The following is a 17,317-nucleotide window of genomic DNA, read 5'->3' on the forward strand; positions in this document are numbered from 1 at the left end:
ACTAAAAACTTATATCAAGGAAACCAACAAGGTTTCCTTTTTTACACTATGGTAGCAAAAACTTTTGGAAGCGCTGTCTCAGGCGTAGATGCAAATTTGATAACAATCGAAGTGAATGTAGGGCAAGGCACTAGCTTTTTCATGGTGGGACTTCCCGATTCGGCGGTAAAAGAATCCCAGCAGCGTGTAGAATCTGCACTCAAATATTTCAACTATAGAATGCCCCGGCAAAAAGTGGTCATCAATCTAGCTCCGGCAGATATTCGAAAAGAAGGTTCTGCTTATGATTTGCCTATTGCGATGGGGATATTACAAGCTTCAGAGCAGGTGGATTTTCCTGAATTAGGCAGGTATGTTATCATGGGAGAGCTAGCCCTGGATGGCAATCTTCGCCCTATCAAAGGAGTACTACCCATTGCCATAGAAGCTAGGAAACAAGGTCTCAAAGGTTTTATCCTTCCAAAAGAAAATGCTAAAGAAGCCTCTATCGTCAATAACTTGGATATCATCCCCGTAGAGACTCTACAGGAAGCTTCTCAGTTTCTGATGGGAGAATTGGATATCGAACCATTAGTCACTGATACCCGTGAAATTTTCTACCATTCATTAGATGACATTGAGTTTGATTTTGCGGACGTTCAGGGTCAAGAAAACATCAAACGCGCTATGGAAATCGCTGCTGCAGGTGGCCATAATGTCATAATGGTAGGTCCTCCTGGAGCAGGTAAAACGATGTTGGCAAAAAGACTTCCTTCCATCCTCCCACCTCTTTCTCTTCAAGAAGCTTTGGAGGCAACAAAAATTCATTCCGTGGCAGGAAAACTAGGAAAAAACGCCTCCTTGCTGGCAAGCCGGCCATTCAGAAGTCCACATCATACGATTTCGGATGTCGCATTAGTAGGAGGAGGAGGCAATCCTCAACCTGGGGAGATATCATTAGCACATAACGGGGTTTTATTTCTGGATGAATTACCCGAATTCAAAAGAACGGTCCTAGAAGTAATGCAGCAGCCTCTGGAGGAGCGAAAAGTCAGGATTTCGAGAGCTAAGGTTTCGGTAGACTACCCTGCCAATTTTATGTTGATTGCCAGTATGAATCCATGTCCCTGTGGATATTACAATCATCCCGAAAAAGAATGCGTTTGCGGGCCTGGAATCGTTCAGAGATATCTGAATAAAGTCAGCGGTCCACTTTTGGACCGGATAGATCTTCATGTGGAAGTCACTCCGGTGAAATTTGACGAAATGACCTCCACCCGAAAAAGCGAATCCAGTAAAGCTATCCGAGATCGAGTCATTTTAGGGAGAGACAAACAAAAGGAACGCTTCAAAGACAATCCCGAAGTCTATTGCAATGCCATGATGCCTTCTCATATGGTCAAGGAAATATGCCAAATCAATGATGGAGGTAAAATCTTATTAAAAACTGCCATGGAAAGATTAGGGCTTTCAGCTCGTGCTTACGATAGAATCCTAAAAGTCGCTCGGACCATTGCAGATATAGCCGGTTCAGATGAAATCAAAGTAGAACATCTGGCAGAAGCCATTCAATATAGAAGCCTGGATCGAGAAGATTGGGCCGGTTGAGAAGACTTGAGATTTAAACATTCACCTCTCACATCAGTTAACTTGCTGTTTTCAAATTCTTTGAAGAAATTAAGCAAAGCATAATCTTTACACCCTATGAAAAACTTTCTTACTCTTTTATTTATTGCTTTTTCCATTTCAGGGCAGGCACAGGACATGATCAAAACCGATGATGGAGATGTGAAAATCACACCGATTCTGCATGGCACCGTCGCTCTGGACTATAAAGACATAACCATTTATGTGGATCCCTATGGTGGTGCGGATGTATTCAGGGGACAAAACAGCCCTGATTTAGTATTGATCACAGACATCCATGGAGACCATCATAATCAGGAAACCTTAGACGGATTGGATCTTTCTCAGACTGTCATTGTCGCTCCAAAAGAAGTAGCTGACAAACTTCCCGCAGAAAAGTATAAAAGCATCATTGTCCTGGGAAATGGAGATGTAGAGAACATTTTAGGTTCTCGAATTGAGGCTATCCCAATGTATAATCTTCCAGAAACCGATGACAGCAGACATCCGAAAGGCCGCGGAAATGGATACATCGTAGAATTGGGAGGTAAAAGCTTTTACTTTTCTGGAGACACTGAAGACATCCCAGAAATGAGAGCCTTGGAAGGAATTGATGTAGCTTTTGTCTGCATGAATCTACCTTATACCATGGATGTGGATCAAGCTGCCTCAGCGGTATCTGAATTCAAACCAACCATCGTTTATCCTTATCACTATAGAGGTACAGAAGGATTGAGTGATGTTGAAAAATTCAAGACTTTAGTTAATGCAAGTGCACCAGGAATTGAGGTGAGATTGAAGAATTGGTATCCAAATTAAAACTCGTAGACTTGGCCCTCTTTGCACATTTCTATTTCGAAGTCAAAATCCTTTCCTTCAATATTCCGTCTTAGGATCTCATCAAGTTGCTCATCAGTATTAGTTGGCTCATGGTGGAAAATTGATAGTCTTTTCACCTGTGCCAACCTTGCAAACTGAAGCGTATCTCTCACTGCACTGTGTCCCCAACCCACTTTCTTTTCATATTCCGCAAAAGAATAAGCTCCATCGTGAAATAACACATCCGCCTTTTTCGCTATTTCAAAACCAGAAGTCCATTCAGGATTATTTGGAAAATCTGAAGACCCCAATCTCAATTCATGATCAGGCATATATGCAATCACATGCTCTCCATGCTGAATCCTATAGCCTAAAGTAGGCCCGGGATGGCAGATATATTCAGATTTGATCTTAAAATTTCCAATTTCAAACTCACTTTCATCCAATTCATGAATGACTGGGTGATTAGGCAAGTCTCCCAATCTTACCGGAAAAAGTGGTGCCGAAAAATACTTTCGGATCCGACTCAACAAAGAATCATTACTGGCTGATGGCCCCCACAAATGAACTTCTACATCCGGATGATAAAGAGGCTTGAAGAAACCCAACCCCATCGTATGATCAATATGCAAATGTGTCAAAAGGATGTGAATCACCTTTACTTCAGGCCCCATAAATCTCCCCAATCTCTGAATTCCTGAGCCAGCATCTAAAATCAGAAAAGTCTCACCATCGCTCACCTCTATGCAGGAAGTATTTCCACCGTAAACAATATTCTCCGGCCCCGGTGATGGTAACGAGCCCCTGCATCCCCAGATTTTTGCGATCATATTATTTCACTTTTCCAAAACATAGCCATTGCTCCCAAGTATCGATCGGGCTTTCCTATTATTGGGAAAGCACTTACTGAAATAGGTATTCTCTCTCCATTAAGGTTATTGATAAACATTGACCCATTAGCAGGAATCTGAGTGGTCAAAGTTTTTACCAATGGCAAATCTTCAGGTTTTAATGGATTCCCTTTTCCGTCCATCGGGGTAAAAATTGTCGCCCATTCCTCCACCCTCATACCGCCAGTTTCACCAAACCTTAACCCGAAAATTTCTTCTGCTGGCTCATTATAAAAAAGCAAATTGCCTTGGGTATCTACCAAAAAAGCAGGAATGCTCAAAGTATCCACAAACTGTCTACCTAAAATTAATTCAAGTGGCTGTGCAGGCATATTTCAGGGTCTTAAATGAAAAAACTTAAGAAATTTACAAAATATCCCTCAATAATTAAGTTTTGACCTAAAAACCATAACTAAATCTCTAAATAAAACGCAATATTATAAGCATTCTTATTCAATAGACCTGTTCGATTTTGTAGTGCTGCTTGTTGAATTCAAACTCATCTCCGGTTTTTTTGCCCTTCATCTGAATGAAAATTGGTGCTTGTGTAGAAACCCCAAAAATGGATTGATCATTTACCTCAACTTCTTCAGTTGATACAGCCACAAAAAAAGTCCTTTTATCAGTCATTACTACAGATCCTACGTCCACAACATTGTGGATCTTATTTGGATCAATACTTTCAAGTTTTGCCAATTCTGTTTTTAAAAACTCCAATTCTGACTCGTATCTAGCAAGAAGTTCTTGTTTGTCAGTGGTGCCTCCTCCATCTTGACTAGGAATGACATCATGATCATATATCTCAGACTTTAATTCTTTGATTTCCTTTTCAAAATCTTGAATCTGCATCTCTTGCTTGATCAAACAGCCTTTTAGAATTGCTTTTTTATCCATTAATTTCATAGTATCATGGGTTTTATGTCATCAATTCTACTTTAAAATTCACTAATAATTTATGACAAACGTCAGCTATTCGTTTGATTAATAACTACATTTCTAATGTAGCATAAGTCACCTACTGGCATTAGAATATTGGCTAATTTTGATCATGATGAAAAAACTGACCCTTTTCTTTCTACTAATTGGAGGCATGTATGCCTGTGGACCCAAATCAAACTCTGATCAAAGTCAAGCGACTACTGAAACACCAGCTGGAAAAGTAACTTCTCTTTCTGCGTCAGATTTTAAGGACAAGACTGACCAAAATAAAGGAATCATTTTAGATGTTCGTACCCCTCAGGAAGTCAGCCAAGGTAAGATAGCAGGTGCTGAAGTTTTGGATTTCTATCAACCAGACTTTCTTAATAAGGTTTTAGAATTGCCTAAGGATAAAGAAATTTATATCTATTGCAGCGCAGGGGTAAGAAGTGCGCAAGCAGCAGAAATGCTAATTCAAAACGGTTACACTAAGGTTTATCAACTCCAAGGAGGATTGGGGCCTTGGGTGAATCAAGGCTATCCTCTTTCTAAAGATTAAAGTACCGCAAAGGCTTGATCCAAATCTTCCAATAAGTCATCGGTATGCTCTAATCCAACGGAAACACGGATTAAGTTCGGAGGAGTTAAAGTATCAGGACCTTCTACCGCAGCTCTTCTTTCGATAATGCTCTCAACTCCTCCCAAACTGGTAGCATTCGCAAATAATTTAAGGTTTTGAATCAAAAGGTCAGCTTCAGCAGCTCCACCTTTAACCTCAAAAGAAACCACACCGCCAAATCCAGTCATTTGACTTGCAGCAATCTCATGCCCGGGATGTGATTTCAACCCTGGATAGTGAACCTTTCCTACCTTAGGGTGTGCAGAAAGATATTCGGCCAAAATCATAGCATGCTCAGCATGCCCCTTCATTCTGTAGGCCAAAGTTCTCATGCTTCGAGTCAACCAATAACAGTCCATTGCAGAAGGAACAGCCCCTCCTACTTTCTGCACAAGTTTGACTTTTTCCCAAAAATCATTTTTCTTTTTGGTCACTAAAGCTCCTCCCAAAATATCGCTATGTCCACCAAAATATTTTGTTGAACTATGCATTACAATATCAGCTCCCAAAAGCAAAGGGTATTGAAACACAGGCGTTGCAAAAGTATTATCACAAACTAGTATTGCATTGACCTTCCTTGCTATTTCAGCCACTTTTCGGACATCAGTCACTTTCAAGAGAGGATTACTCGGAGTTTCGACCCAAATTAATTTTGTATTGGGCTTGATCGCAGTTTTCACCTTTTCCAAATCACTCATATCCACAAAAGTCACTTCATGAATTCTTTTGAATAACATGGTCATTGAGTTATGCAGTCCATGGTACATATCATTGGGAGCAATGATGTGGGAACCTGCTTCCAAAGCTTGAAAAACAGCAGTTCCTGCTGCATTTCCGGACGAGAAAGCCGCGGCATCTTCTCCCCTCTCCAAAACTGCGATCAATTCTTCCAAAGAAGTACGATTGGGATTGGCAGCCCGTGTATAGAGAGCACCAGTTTCATTCCCATGAATAAAAGTTGTACTCAATGTGATGGGCTGGACAACCGGCTGATTTTGATCCGTGACCTGATTTCCTTTGTGAATTGCTAGCGTTTCGAATTTCATAGCTTTCAAGATTTTTGGGAAATTAAGAAAGTAAAAGCAAAGTGAGAAAGAGAAAGATCACTTAAACTTTTTAAAAAAATTCGCATGTCCATTCCAACCTTTTTAGCTTGAGCTGACTCTTTATACAAGAAAGACAATTACATGAACCAAATCCAACTAGACAGTGAATTGATAGAGCAGGTCATTGCTCAGGATCGAAAAGCCCAGTTTCAGCTTTTCGAATTGACCAAGCGAATGGTTTATTCACTGGCTTTTCGAATGTTGGATGATGAAGACATGGCCCATGATGTACTGCAGGACACTTATGTGCAGGTCTTTCAACAGATCCGAAACTTGAAGCACCCGGAAGCTTTGACATCTTGGATGCGGACGATTGCAGCTCGGAATGCTATTAAAAAGGGTAAAAGACAATTTCAATTTGAAAAACTGGATCAAATCCAAGAAGCCAGTGAAGATCAATTTGAAGCATGGTTTGACGGAGAACTTTTGGATCAGGCAATCAGAAGTCTTCCCCCTGGCGCAAGGGCGGTATTCATGTTGGTGGCTGTGGAAGGCTACCCACATCAAGAAGCAGCCAAACTATTGGGAGTAAGCGAAAGCACTTCAAAGTCTCAGCTGAACTACGCAAAGAAATTACTGAAAACAAGAATCAAAACTCTGCTTCAGGCATGAAAAATCTTCCTCAACATACCCCAAAAAGCACTAGCTGGGAAAAGATTTTGCAGCAGCAAGACTTCGAGGCTCAATTAGAAAAAGTAAGTCTGGATTTACCAAACTATGCTCCGAAAGCAAATGCCTGGGAAGGAATAGCCTCACAGCTGGATACGGAAAAACCAATTTTCTCAATTTGGCAAAAACTGGCAGCAGCAATGGTTTTTCTGGTAGTTTCATTATTTACTTGGGTCCTATTAAATCAAAACACGGAATCCGCACCTGAGCCTAATTTGATAACTCAAACTCAAGAGATTTCCATCCCTATAAGCATTGAAAAACCAATTTCGGAGGGAAAAGAAAGCTCTAAAGAGAATGTCAAACCAACCATTCTTGAAAAAGAAAACAAACGAACAAAACTGAACAAGACATTGACAGAGGTAGAAACTCCATTCATTGCTTTACCAACGATCGTAACACCTCAAAAGAATATTGATCCAACTTATAATCCGAAACAATTTACAGCCTCATCAGAAAACAAAAGTCTTCATGAAGTGGATATTTCCTGGGGAAAAGGCCGCTCAAAAGTAAAAGTTAAAACTGCTTTTGGGAAACCTGTCGAGGAATTACAACCCAATCAAAAGTCCCAAATGGCTTCTTCCAAAGCCATTCAAATCAGATTTAAAAACTAATTACATCACATTTTAAATATTATAAGAATGAAAAGATATTTTCTTCTCACAGGAATTGCTATGCTCTTTTCTATCACACTTTTCGCACAGGAGGTAGAAAATCAACTAGGCAAATTCAATCAGAACTTAATTAATGAGAAATCGCCCATTACTGATACTTTGGTATTCAATCTCCCTAATGAGGGGACTTTCCTACTCTATTTCAACAATCAGGAACACAGTGTGGAATCGATACAAGAGGAATTTCAGCCAATTTTAGAGAATGCTACCAAATTCCCGGAGTTTGAAACGAAAGGCTATCGAATTGCTGAAAGTTTTTCAACCACCAAACTAGAGGCTGTAAAATATGAAGTCGAGAATAAATACGTTCAGCACTTAGACAGCCTGGAATTCACTTTTCCTGTCGGTTTGGATTATACAGGAGGTGATTTCACTCCGGTAGCTGGCTTCCGAACTCATTTAAATCTCCGAAATTTCAGTTTTGGAGGATCAATCACCAATCATATTTATTTCCCACCGAGGGTTGAGAAAAACATTAAGGTAAATAGCAGCTGGTTTGTCAATGCAGAATTCTCTTGGGAAAAATACTCTAGAGAAAACAAGAAAAACACAGTTGGAATAGGACTCCTGATGAATGACACCAAAAGTGATTTATTTTCAGGGACAACCGTTAGAGCCTTCTACAAGCATCAACTCAATAAAAATATTGCTATCGAAGTGGGAGTCGTAGGAACTGAAAACCTCAAGACTTTTTATCCGACAATCGGAGTAAGATTCTGGTAAAAAAAAGCCCTCAAGCGAATTGGATCACTTGAGGGCTTACTTATTTTTTATGCTTTTCTTATCTGATTCTATCTACGGATCTTACCAAAGCTTCATCTTTTTTGATAAATCTATTGGCTAGCATATTACAAACCATAGCTACCAGAATCGTCCAAAAACCCAATTGATAGGCTCCAGACTCTGTCGCTCCAATTTCTGTATTGATACCATTTGTAGTTAAGAAAACAGCGACAACTGTTCCTACCATCACCAAGCTATTCACCATATTCAACATCATCTGCTTTGCTCGATTTCTATATTGAAAGATGGAGATTAAGGCCAAAAGACCTGCAAATGAAGCCAAGGCTGCAATATACCATTTGGAAGAAGATTGAACCACTTCCCCTGAGGCATCCAGATTACTCATCATAAAAGCTGACAACTCCCAAGAATCCCCTGCCTGAGTTGGACCTTGAACCCAAAGTGTGGTTCCGATGGTTACTCCCATACAGATTACGACTAATAGGAGAAATATTGTTTGTACTCGCTGAATCATTTTTCCTTAAATTTTGTGCAAAGAAACGCCCATTTGACGGCTTTCACAAGGAAAGACAAAAACTCTCGAAAGGAATCAGTAGGGAATTGTATCTTTGCGCGATATGAGCGGATTTCAGCGATATTTTATGGAGTTGAGCTATGAGGGAAGTGCCTTCCACGGATGGCAGATCCAAAACAACTCACACACGGTTCAAGAATCCATAGAATCTGCACTTTCTACTTATTTCAAATCACCCATTTCTATCATGGGAAGTGGACGTACCGATACCGGAGTTCATGCTTCCATGCAGGTTTGTCATTTTGATTATCTTGAAGAGTTTGATAGCGAAAAACTACTCCGAGGATTAAATGGGATTTTACCCAAGCAGATAGCCATTCATTCCATCAGAAAGGTAGTACCTGATGCTCATGCAAGATTTGATGCAGAGGAAAGATCCTACGTTTATCGGATGTTGTTCAGAAAAAATCCATTTATCGACCATTTGGCATGGACCAGTTATGTCAGGCCAGATATTGATTTAATGAACCAAGCTGCCTCTGCATTGTTAAGACATGAGGATTTTGAAAGTTTCAGCAAAGTAAAAACCGAAGTCAATAATTTCCGATGTCAAATAAAAAAGGCCGGGTGGGAACAAAATGGAGAAGAATTACTATTTCATATAACCGCCAACCGTTTTTTACGTGGAATGGTACGGGCGATTGTTGGTACTTTGGTGGAAATCGGAATGGAAAGAAGACCTGTGGAGGACATGGACTCGATCATTGAATCAAGAGACCGAAAAAAAGCAGGGAAATCTGCACCTGCCCAAGGTTTGTTTCTATCGAAAATCGTTTATCCGGAAAAAATTTATCTAGATTAGTAGACTTTGAGTTTAGCAAAAGAAAAAGAATCATCTGGCGAAATCGTCGACACCAAGGTTCTGAAGCAATTGTATCGCTATGTCCAGCCTTATAAGTTTCAGTTCTATTTCTTGGTCTTTCTGACCATTTCTTTAGCCATTTTAGCGCCTACTCGACCGTATTTTATTCAGGTCGCCATAGATGACTATGTTTCTGTAGGAGACAGTCAAGGGCTGCTGAAGATGGTCTATATCCTAGTTGGATTGATGATCTTACAGGCAATAGTTCAATGGGCGCATACCTTTTATTCTGGTTGGATCGGCCAAGTAATCATCCGTGACCTTCGAATCAAACTCTTTGATCACCTTCTCAAATTGAAACTGAAATTCTTTGACAATACCCCGATTGGAAGATTGGTGACCCGAAACGTTTCAGATATTGAGACTCTGGCTGATGTATTTAGCGAAGGCCTTGCCGCCATCATAGGTGATTTGCTTCAGTTGGTGACCATTCTGGGAGTCATGTTCTACATAGATTGGAAATTGACCCTAGTCAGTTTATGTACGCTGCCTTTGATGATTATTTCTACCTACATCTTCAAGGAAAAAATCAAAGTCACCTTCAATGATGTTCGTAATGCGGTATCCAACCTAAATGCATTTCTTCAGGAACACATTACAGGGATGAATATTGTCCAAATTTTCAATCGTGAAGATCGGGAGTTTGATAAATTCAAAGAGATTAACAGAGAACACAGAACGGCCCATATCAAATCTGTTCTCTATTACTCTATCTATTTCCCGGTTGCAGAAATCATTCAGGCCATAGGGATTGGTTTAGTAGTATGGTACGGCGCTGTAGGTGTTTTAGGGATGGATATTCAGGTAGGTGTATTGATTTCATTCATCATGTATCTGCAGCTTTTCTTCCGCCCTATCCGAATGATCGCTGATAGATTCAATACCCTTCAAATGGGTGTGGTCAGCTCGTCCAGAATTTTCAAATTATTGGATAGCACAGAGCACATAGCCAACGAAGGCGATTTCAAACCGGAAAAAGTGAATGGTCATATCGAGGTCAAAGACCTCTGGTTTGCTTATGTCGATGAGGATTATGTTCTCAAAAACATCAATTTCGAAGTAAAACCAGGCCAAACAGTAGCATTGGTAGGAGCTACTGGGGCTGGAAAATCCTCTACGATCAACCTGCTTTCTAGATTTTATGAAATCAATAAAGGATCTATTTCCATTGATGGAACAGACATCCGTGATTTCGAACTAAGTACTCTTAGAAAACATATCGGAGTGGTACTTCAGGATGTATTTCTTTTCTCCAATTCCATCTATTACAATATCACCCTTGGAAACCCTAACATAAGCCGGGAGCAGGTACTAGAAGCTGCTGAAATGGTTGGGGCCAGAAAATTCATCGAAAGACTTCCTGGAGGGCTGGACTATAATGTGATGGAAAGAGGTGCAACTCTCTCTGTTGGTCAGAGGCAGTTGATTTCATTTGTCAGAGCGATGGTTTACAACCCTGAAATTATCATCTTGGATGAAGCAACCTCATCTGTCGACACCGAAACCGAAGAATTGATCCAGGAATCCATCGAGAAAATGATGAAAGGAAGAACCTCCATTGTTATTGCTCACAGATTATCTACCATTCAAAAGGCAGATCAAATTATTGTCCTTCACAAAGGGGAAATAGTGGAAACAGGAACCCATGAGACTCTTTTGGAAATGGGAGGATATTACACTCAATTGCATCAAATGCAACTCAAGACTATGGCAATCTAGCCTAGATTTTGCTTGATCATATTAAAAAACAATTTATCGTGAAATACAGATTACTAGTACTTCTATTGGCATTTCCATTCTTTTCAATGGCCCAGGAAAGAGGAGTTGGAGTTCGAATTGGTGAGCCTTTTTCTATTACCTATAAAGATTTCTTCGACGATTACTTTTCCTATGAATTGATGGTAGGAACAGGCAGTCCAAATGGTGGTACTTATTATCAAAAGGACTTTGACAACAACCCTCCAAGCTCCAACTCATTTTATGTCAATCATAATACGCAAAAAGGCATATCTCTTCATGGCCGAGTTGCCCTTCATGATGACTTCACAGATATGTTTGATATCACGGAAGGCTATTTATTGGGCTATTTAGGAGCAGGAGTGCAATTGAGAACAACCAATGTGACATATACCTATACGGAAGGCCAGGTAGGGGGATCAGTTCCTCTGACTGAAAAACGAAACAATATTGATTTTGGACCTGAGGCATTTGGTGGCGGAGAATACTATTTTGACGAGATTCCAATTTCGGTATTTGCAGAAGTCGGTATTTTCCTTGAATTATTGGACCGTGTCGGCCACATAAAAGGACAAGGAGGAATTGGAGTCAGATACTTGTTCTAAATCATGAATAATAAACTAGGCATTGCTATGTTAGTCGCAGTGGTGATCATCACTGGTAGCTACATCCTTTTCAATAAACTTGGGGGAGATAACCCGGTAGAAATTTCTTTAATAAAAAAAAATCCTGAATCCTTAACTGGGATCTATTACATCGGAACGCCTCAGGATGAAAAATTAAAAAAGGCTTTCGAAGAAGTTGAAACACAGAAAAGCCTCCATCCTGGCACATATCTTCATACTATATATGAAGTAGAGCCAGCGGGAAAATTGGATACAATGAGAGTATTTATAGGCTTGAATCAGGCGCTTTCGGGAGAAAATTTCGAATCTAGAATTTTCCAGGAAAAGCAATATTTATTAGCAAAAATCCAATCCAGTAGTTGGGTGATGCCTGGACCAGAAAAAGTAAAAGAGCAGTTATTGAGCTTTGCAGATTCTGCCAAGTTAACTTTATCCGGAGTCTTTATCGACAAGATAATCACTGACAATGAGGTACATGTCATTGCTCCAGTAAAGGATTAAAATCCAATTTAGATTTTTTAACCAACCCTTAAAGTCTTTTTAACGTGTAAGAAATTACTCATTCACCAAATATTATTTTATGAAAAGATTTACCGCAATACTTAGTCTGATTGCATTATTGGCATTTCAGGCATGTGAAGGACCTGTAGGTCCCCAAGGACCAATGGGGCCTCAAGGTGAGGATGGATTATATGTAGTTGGCCAGACATTTGAAGTTGAAATCACTTTCAATGAAGGTAATGATTACGGGGAAGTATTTGAATTCACAAACGAACCTCTTGTTGACGGAGATGCATTATTAGTGTATATGTTGGAGGCATCTCCATTGGATAATACACAGTTTGCATGGAGGTTATTACCGCAGACGTTCTATCTTGATCAGGGAATCCTAGTATATAACTTTGACTACACAGTCAATGATTTTAGCATTTTCTTGGACAATTCTCCTATTGACTTCGCTACTCTGGATCCATATTACACAGACAATGTGCTATTCCGCGTAGTTGTAGTTCCATCCGATTTAACATCAAGAATTGACTATACAAACTATGACGCTGTTACCGAAATGCTGGGAATTACAGATGATGACTTCGTCAGAATACCCGCTAAGTCCGGTAAATAAGATATACTAAACCAACTTCTACTACGACAGGATTGAGGCTTTGCAGCGGTCCTGTTTTTTTATGTCTAAATTTTTCGAGGCCAAATATTATTTGCTTCCTATCTTTGCATCATGCAAATCCAAAACGATCTGCTGCTTAGAGCAGCCAAAGGCGAAAAAGTTGAAAGAACACCAGTATGGTTGATGCGTCAAGCTGGACGAATTCTCCCTGAATATAGGGCAGTAAGAGAATCTGTTTCAGGGTTTATTGAATTGGCACAAACACCAGAGCTAGCGTCTGAAGTAACAATTCAGCCTGTTGACCTTTTGGGTGTGGATGCAGCGATTATCTTCTCAGATATTCTGGTAATCCCAGAAGCGATGGGGCTACCATACGAAATGGTAGAGAAAAGGGGGCCTTGGTTTCCTGAAACTGTCAGCTCTGAATCCGATTTGAAAAAGCTGAAAATCGCAGATGGTGCCAATGACCTGAGCTATGTGATTAAAGCCATTGAAATTACCAAAAAAGAATTAGCGGGTAGAGTTCCTTTGATCGGATTTGCTGGAGCGCCTTGGACCATTTTTGCATACATGGTAGAGGGAAGCGGAAGCAAAACCTTCTCCAAAGCGAGGGCTATGTTGTATACTGAGCCGAAGCTTTCTCACCAGCTTTTGCAGATGATCACCGATAGTACGATCAACTATCTAAAAGCTCAGATTGTGGCAGGTGCCGATTTAATTCAGCTATTTGACAGCTGGGCAGGGATATTGGGACCTGATCAATACGAAGAATACTCTCTCAAATACATTTCCCAGATCTGTGATGCAATCAATGAAGTACCAAAAACGGTTTTTGCAAAAGGAGCATTTTTCGCAAGAGAAGCCATGAGCCAATTGAATTGTGAAACTATCGGTTTGGACTGGAATATGGGAATCGCAGAATCCAGAAAAATGATTGGGGATGGCAAAACACTTCAAGGGAATTTGGATCCTGCCGCTTTATATGGCACTCCAGAACAAGTTGCTGCTGCTACCAAAAAAATGATGGATCAATTCAAAGGCGGAAGACATATCGCCAACTTGGGACATGGGGTTTATCCGGACATTGATCCAGAAAAGGTTAAAGTCTTTATTGAAACCGTGAAAAACTACAAATAAAATAAGGAGCCTAGCGCTCCTTTTTTAATGTATTGTGACTTTATCCCCCACCTTCACCTCACCTAAATTCAATGCTACGACATTTTGTCCAAAGAGAATTTTATGTCCCTGCTGGCGATAGGTTGCCAGTGTTTTTAGTGGCTCTTTCCCTTTTTCGCCAGACTCCTGATCAATCGTTGTCATCACACAGCGAGCACAAAGCTTGACCCCCTGAAAATCAACTTCCCCTACTTTCATTTTCACAAATTGGTCTTCCTGATATGGTTTCATCCCAGAAAACACCAGGTTTGGACGAAATCGATTCATCGGAATAGGCTCCGACAATCTGGAATTCAAATCGTCCAAAGAAGCCTGACTTATCAATAAATAAGGCATTCCATCTGCGAAACTGACCGACTCGGAATTGACTGCATATTTTGGATCTACTTTTCTTTTTGTGGATTCAGGCATTTTCACCAATCTCACCGAAAAGCCTAAGAAATCAGAAAACCATTTGTCTGCCTCTTTCGATACTGATCTAGCTGTCATTTCATCATCCCAAACCCTTACTACAAGTTCATCTGAGCCTTCAGTATCAAAAGGGATTTCTAATTGATTTCGGAGTTGTTTGCTATCAAAAACTAATATCGCATCCTCTCTAAGCTCTACTTTGAGAAAAGCTAAACGTGGATATTTTCTCTGAGATAAAAATTGTCCATTTTCATCTGTCAGCATCCACCTTCTGTCATATTTGAAACCCTTTTCCTCCACCACCCAAGAATCTAGACGGATGCCTCCCAAGGATTTGATGGGATAAATAAAAATATCCTGCAATTTGATTTCTTGACTCATTGGGGTTTTTCGTTTTTTTGAAAAGAGGAGTCAAAATACTGAGTTAAGCGATTAAATATGTCAGATTTGGAATAAAAGCTTTGAAAACCGACCAAAAAGATGGGATAAATTCAAATTGCTGATCACCCAAAATCAGTAATTCTCCGACGAGTAGTACAAAAAGCCATCTGAGCTTCTCCTTTTTGTTTCCATGAAAAAATAACCCTTTCATACCTATTAGATGACTGAAAAGGCAGAAAGGTTGCAATGCCTTTGAAATTTTAACAAATATGTCAGGAATTCAGCCCAATTACAGAGCTATTGTGTCAAAAAAAGAAAAGTTTAAGAAAACAGAAAGGCTCATTCTGACAATGTGACACAAAAACTCTCAAAAATAGAGATGGCATAAGCCTTGAAGAATGGGAGTAGTATCAATTAAGCAACTAATTTAAAATTTATAATCATGGGAAAAATTATAGGCATTGACTTAGGAACCACCAACTCCTGCGTAGCCGTAATGGAGGGGAATGAGCCTGTGGTCATCCAAAATAGTGAAGGTAGAAGAACTACTCCTTCTATCGTTGCATTTCTGGACAATGGAAACGGAGAGCGCAAAGTAGGTGATCCTGCAAAACGTCAGGCAATCACTAACCCTGCCAATACTATTTCTTCTGTCAAAAGATTTATGGGTAAGAAATTCTCTGAGGTTTCTGCAGAGAAAAAACATGCTTCCTATAAAGTAGAACAAGGACCAAATGACACCGTAGCTATCAAAATCGGTGACAGATCTTATACACCTCAAGAGATTTCTGCAATGATTCTTCAGAAAATGAAGAGCACTGCTGAGGATTTCCTGGGACAAGAAGTAACTGAAGCTGTAATCACAGTTCCTGCATACTTCAACGATGCTGAGCGTCAAGCTACCAAAGAGGCTGGTCAAATTGCCGGTTTGGAAGTGAAGCGTATCATCAACGAGCCTACCGCAGCTGCTTTGGCTTACGGTATGGACAAGAAAAACCAAGACATGAAAATCGCTGTGTATGACCTTGGTGGTGGTACATTCGATATCTCGATCCTAGAACTAGGTGATGGTGTATTTGAAGTAAAATCTACCAATGGTGACGTACACTTAGGTGGTGACGACTTTGACCAAGTGATCATCAACTGGCTTGCTGAGGAATTCCAAGCTGAAGAGCAAATTGACTTGAGACAAGATCCAATGGCTCTTCAAAGATTGAAAGAAGCGGCTGAGAAGGCAAAAATTGAATTGTCAAGCTCCTCTTCTACCGAAATCAACTTGCCATACATCACTGCAACTCAGACAGGTCCTAAGCACTTGGTGAGAAACTTGAGCAGATCCAAATTCGAGCAACTTTCTGAAGATTTGGTAAGAAGATCTATGGAGCCTTGCAAGAAGGCTTTGGCAGATGCAGGAATGAATGCTTCTGAAATCGATGAAGTTATCTTGGTGGGTGGTTCTACTAGAATCCCTAAAATCCAGGAAGAGGTGGAGAAATTCTTTGGTAAGAAACCTTCCAAAGGTGTAAACCCTGATGAAGTGGTAGCGATCGGTGCTGCTATCCAAGGAGGTGTATTGACAGGTGAGGTGAAAGACGTTCTTTTGCTAGACGTAACTCCACTTTCTTTGGGTATCGAAACAATGGGCGGCGTATTCACCAAATTGATTGAATCCAACACGACCATTCCTACTAAGAAATCTGAAGTATTCTCTACTGCTGCTGACAACCAGCCTGCTGTTGATATCCATGTTCTCCAAGGCGAAAGATCCATGGCCAAAGACAACAAGACTATCGGTAGATTCCAACTTTCAGACATTCCTCCTGCACAGAGAGGTGTACCTCAAATCGAAGTAACATTTGACATCGATGCGAATGGTATCTTAAATGTTTCTGCAAAGGATAAAGGAACAGGTAAAGAGCAAAAGATTAAGATTGAAGCTTCCTCTGGACTTTCTCAAGAAGAAATCGACAGAATGAAGAAAGAAGCAGAGGCAAACGCAGCTGCTGATAAGGCTGAAAAAGAGAAAATCGAGAAATTGAACCAAGCTGACAGCTTAGTATTCCAGACTGAAAAGCAGTTGAAAGAATACGGCGACAAGCTATCTGACGGCAACAAAACTGCTATCAGCAGTGCTCTTGAAACTTTGAAAGCTGCTCATCAAGCTCAGGATATTGCTGGTGTGGAAGCAGGAATGGAAAGCTTGAACAAGGCGTGGGAAGCTGCTTCTCAAGAAATGTACAATGCAACTCAGGGCGCAGGTGCTCAGCCAGGTGCTGAAGCTGGTCCAGAGGCAGGAGCTGATGCTTCAGGAGACGGTGTATCTGATGTAGATTACGAAGAAGTCAACGAAGACAAAAAATAAGTTATATCAGTATTTCAAAAT

Annotated in this window: 19 protein-coding genes; 13 read left to right on the forward strand and 6 right to left on the reverse strand. The window is 40.3% G+C overall.

From position 1 onward, the window contains the following. Positions 1 to 48: 48 nt before the first annotated feature. Positions 49 to 1,587: a YifB family Mg chelatase-like AAA ATPase gene (locus tag O0V13_RS13390; protein WP_268035474.1), complete on the forward strand. Its 1,539-nt coding sequence runs from the start codon at positions 49 to 51 to the stop codon at positions 1,585 to 1,587. A 96-nt stretch (positions 1,588 to 1,683) separates the two neighbouring features. Beyond that, positions 1,684 to 2,424, forward strand: a complete 741-nt coding sequence (locus O0V13_RS13395) for an MBL fold metallo-hydrolase (protein ID WP_268035475.1) — start codon at positions 1,684 to 1,686, stop codon at positions 2,422 to 2,424. On the opposite strand, the gene O0V13_RS13400 is transcribed toward O0V13_RS13395, so the two are convergent. The 3 genes from O0V13_RS13400 to O0V13_RS13410 form a co-directional block, all read right to left on the reverse strand. Next, positions 2,421 to 3,254 (reverse strand): MBL fold metallo-hydrolase, encoded by an 834-nt coding sequence (locus O0V13_RS13400; RefSeq protein WP_268035476.1) that lies wholly within the window; start codon positions 3,252 to 3,254, stop codon positions 2,421 to 2,423. The two genes, O0V13_RS13395 and O0V13_RS13400, sit on opposite strands and share 4 nt — an antisense overlap. Then, positions 3,251 to 3,646, reverse strand: coding sequence for a PAS domain-containing protein (locus tag O0V13_RS13405; protein WP_268035477.1), 396 nt, complete (start codon positions 3,644 to 3,646; stop codon positions 3,251 to 3,253). Before O0V13_RS13405 ends, O0V13_RS13400 begins: the two co-directional genes overlap by 4 nt. A gap of 121 nt (positions 3,647 to 3,767) precedes the next feature. Beyond that, complete coding sequence (locus O0V13_RS13410; RefSeq protein ID WP_268035478.1) at positions 3,768 to 4,217, reverse strand: hypothetical protein; 450 nt, start codon at positions 4,215 to 4,217, stop codon at positions 3,768 to 3,770. 145 nt (positions 4,218 to 4,362) lie between these two features. On the opposite strand from O0V13_RS13410, the gene O0V13_RS13415 reads away from it, so the two are divergent. Then, positions 4,363 to 4,791, forward strand: a complete 429-nt coding sequence (locus tag O0V13_RS13415; protein WP_268035479.1) for a rhodanese-like domain-containing protein — start codon at positions 4,363 to 4,365, stop codon at positions 4,789 to 4,791. Here the strand turns inward: O0V13_RS13415 and O0V13_RS13420 are convergent. Then, the gene (locus O0V13_RS13420) at positions 4,788 to 5,897 is read right to left on the reverse strand and encodes a trans-sulfuration enzyme family protein (RefSeq protein WP_268035480.1); all 1,110 of its coding nucleotides are present in this window, start codon (positions 5,895 to 5,897) and stop codon (positions 4,788 to 4,790) included. The two genes, O0V13_RS13415 and O0V13_RS13420, sit on opposite strands and share 4 nt — an antisense overlap. 141 nt (positions 5,898 to 6,038) lie before the next feature. On the opposite strand from O0V13_RS13420, the gene O0V13_RS13425 reads away from it, so the two are divergent. Genes O0V13_RS13425 through O0V13_RS13435 form a run of 3 tightly spaced genes read left to right on the forward strand, consistent with a single transcriptional unit; the run spans position 6,039 to position 8,023 of the window. Further along, complete coding sequence (locus O0V13_RS13425; RefSeq protein WP_268035481.1) at positions 6,039 to 6,569, forward strand: RNA polymerase sigma factor; 531 nt, start codon at positions 6,039 to 6,041, stop codon at positions 6,567 to 6,569. Then, positions 6,566 to 7,240 (forward strand): hypothetical protein, encoded by a 675-nt coding sequence (locus O0V13_RS13430; RefSeq protein WP_268035482.1) that lies wholly within the window; start codon positions 6,566 to 6,568, stop codon positions 7,238 to 7,240. Before O0V13_RS13425 ends, O0V13_RS13430 begins: the two co-directional genes overlap by 4 nt. A gap of 27 nt (positions 7,241 to 7,267) precedes the next feature. Continuing rightward, positions 7,268 to 8,023 (forward strand): hypothetical protein, encoded by a 756-nt coding sequence (locus O0V13_RS13435; RefSeq protein ID WP_268035483.1) that lies wholly within the window; start codon positions 7,268 to 7,270, stop codon positions 8,021 to 8,023. A gap of 58 nt (positions 8,024 to 8,081) precedes the next feature. Here O0V13_RS13435 and O0V13_RS13440 read toward each other — a convergent pair whose 3' ends face one another. Further along, positions 8,082 to 8,558, reverse strand: a complete 477-nt coding sequence (locus tag O0V13_RS13440; RefSeq protein ID WP_268035484.1) for a DUF4293 domain-containing protein — start codon at positions 8,556 to 8,558, stop codon at positions 8,082 to 8,084. A gap of 103 nt (positions 8,559 to 8,661) precedes the next feature. On the opposite strand from O0V13_RS13440, the gene truA reads away from it, so the two are divergent. From truA to hemE, 6 genes are all read left to right on the forward strand, one after another. Further along, positions 8,662 to 9,420, forward strand: coding sequence for a tRNA pseudouridine(38-40) synthase TruA (truA, locus tag O0V13_RS13445; protein ID WP_268035485.1), 759 nt, complete (start codon positions 8,662 to 8,664; stop codon positions 9,418 to 9,420). A 6-nt stretch (positions 9,421 to 9,426) separates the two neighbouring features. Beyond that, positions 9,427 to 11,199: an ABC transporter ATP-binding protein gene (locus O0V13_RS13450; protein WP_268035486.1), complete on the forward strand. Its 1,773-nt coding sequence runs from the start codon at positions 9,427 to 9,429 to the stop codon at positions 11,197 to 11,199. Positions 11,200 to 11,237: 38 nt separating this feature from the next. Further along, positions 11,238 to 11,822: a hypothetical protein gene (locus O0V13_RS13455; RefSeq protein ID WP_268035487.1), complete on the forward strand. Its 585-nt coding sequence runs from the start codon at positions 11,238 to 11,240 to the stop codon at positions 11,820 to 11,822. 3 nt (positions 11,823 to 11,825) lie between these two features. Further along, the gene (locus O0V13_RS13460) at positions 11,826 to 12,344 is read left to right on the forward strand and encodes a hypothetical protein (RefSeq protein ID WP_268035488.1); all 519 of its coding nucleotides are present in this window, start codon (positions 11,826 to 11,828) and stop codon (positions 12,342 to 12,344) included. 79 nt (positions 12,345 to 12,423) lie between these two features. Beyond that, positions 12,424 to 12,966 carry a hypothetical protein gene (locus tag O0V13_RS13465; protein WP_268035489.1) on the forward strand — a complete coding sequence of 181 codons (543 nt, stop codon included), beginning with the start codon at positions 12,424 to 12,426 and terminating at the stop codon, positions 12,964 to 12,966. 111 nt (positions 12,967 to 13,077) lie between these two features. Continuing rightward, positions 13,078 to 14,103, forward strand: a complete 1,026-nt coding sequence (gene hemE / locus O0V13_RS13470; protein WP_268035490.1) for a uroporphyrinogen decarboxylase — start codon at positions 13,078 to 13,080, stop codon at positions 14,101 to 14,103. A gap of 24 nt (positions 14,104 to 14,127) precedes the next feature. Here the strand turns inward: hemE and O0V13_RS13475 are convergent, their stop codons facing one another. Then, positions 14,128 to 14,934, reverse strand: coding sequence for an MOSC domain-containing protein (locus O0V13_RS13475; RefSeq protein ID WP_268035491.1), 807 nt, complete (start codon positions 14,932 to 14,934; stop codon positions 14,128 to 14,130). A 442-nt stretch (positions 14,935 to 15,376) separates the two neighbouring features. Between O0V13_RS13475 and dnaK the strand changes: the two genes are divergently transcribed. After that, the gene (gene dnaK / locus O0V13_RS13480) at positions 15,377 to 17,296 is read left to right on the forward strand and encodes a molecular chaperone DnaK (protein ID WP_268035492.1); all 1,920 of its coding nucleotides are present in this window, start codon (positions 15,377 to 15,379) and stop codon (positions 17,294 to 17,296) included. The last annotated feature ends 21 nt before the right edge of the window (positions 17,297 to 17,317 follow it).

This window comes from Algoriphagus sp. PAP.12 (genome assembly GCF_026652115.1).
Lineage (GTDB): Bacteria > Bacteroidota > Bacteroidia > Cytophagales > Cyclobacteriaceae > Algoriphagus.

What these genes read in the sequence shown, in the direction of transcription:
- O0V13_RS13460 (WP_268035488.1), top strand. Translation starts at nt 11,826, where the DNA reads ATGAATAATAAACTAGGCATTGCTATGTTAGTCGCAGTGGTGATCATC.
- O0V13_RS13425 (WP_268035481.1), top strand. Translation starts at nt 6,039, where the DNA reads ATGAACCAAATCCAACTAGACAGTGAATTGATAGAGCAGGTCATTGCT.
- O0V13_RS13415 (WP_268035479.1), top strand. Translation starts at nt 4,363, where the DNA reads ATGATGAAAAAACTGACCCTTTTCTTTCTACTAATTGGAGGCATGTAT.
- truA (WP_268035485.1), top strand. Translation starts at nt 8,662, where the DNA reads ATGAGCGGATTTCAGCGATATTTTATGGAGTTGAGCTATGAGGGAAGT.
- O0V13_RS13475 (WP_268035491.1), bottom strand. Translation starts at nt 14,934, where the DNA reads ATGAGTCAAGAAATCAAATTGCAGGATATTTTTATTTATCCCATCAAA.
- O0V13_RS13465 (WP_268035489.1), top strand. Translation starts at nt 12,424, where the DNA reads ATGAAAAGATTTACCGCAATACTTAGTCTGATTGCATTATTGGCATTT.
- O0V13_RS13390 (WP_268035474.1), top strand. Translation starts at nt 49, where the DNA reads ATGGTAGCAAAAACTTTTGGAAGCGCTGTCTCAGGCGTAGATGCAAAT.
- O0V13_RS13435 (WP_268035483.1), top strand. Translation starts at nt 7,268, where the DNA reads ATGAAAAGATATTTTCTTCTCACAGGAATTGCTATGCTCTTTTCTATC.
- O0V13_RS13400 (WP_268035476.1), bottom strand. Translation starts at nt 3,254, where the DNA reads ATGATCGCAAAAATCTGGGGATGCAGGGGCTCGTTACCATCACCGGGG.
- dnaK (WP_268035492.1), top strand. Translation starts at nt 15,377, where the DNA reads ATGGGAAAAATTATAGGCATTGACTTAGGAACCACCAACTCCTGCGTA.
- hemE (WP_268035490.1), top strand. Translation starts at nt 13,078, where the DNA reads ATGCAAATCCAAAACGATCTGCTGCTTAGAGCAGCCAAAGGCGAAAAA.
- O0V13_RS13440 (WP_268035484.1), bottom strand. Translation starts at nt 8,558, where the DNA reads ATGATTCAGCGAGTACAAACAATATTTCTCCTATTAGTCGTAATCTGT.
- O0V13_RS13405 (WP_268035477.1), bottom strand. Translation starts at nt 3,646, where the DNA reads ATGCCTGCACAGCCACTTGAATTAATTTTAGGTAGACAGTTTGTGGAT.
- O0V13_RS13420 (WP_268035480.1), bottom strand. Translation starts at nt 5,897, where the DNA reads ATGAAATTCGAAACGCTAGCAATTCACAAAGGAAATCAGGTCACGGAT.
- O0V13_RS13430 (WP_268035482.1), top strand. Translation starts at nt 6,566, where the DNA reads ATGAAAAATCTTCCTCAACATACCCCAAAAAGCACTAGCTGGGAAAAG.
- O0V13_RS13395 (WP_268035475.1), top strand. Translation starts at nt 1,684, where the DNA reads ATGAAAAACTTTCTTACTCTTTTATTTATTGCTTTTTCCATTTCAGGG.
- O0V13_RS13410 (WP_268035478.1), bottom strand. Translation starts at nt 4,217, where the DNA reads ATGAAATTAATGGATAAAAAAGCAATTCTAAAAGGCTGTTTGATCAAG.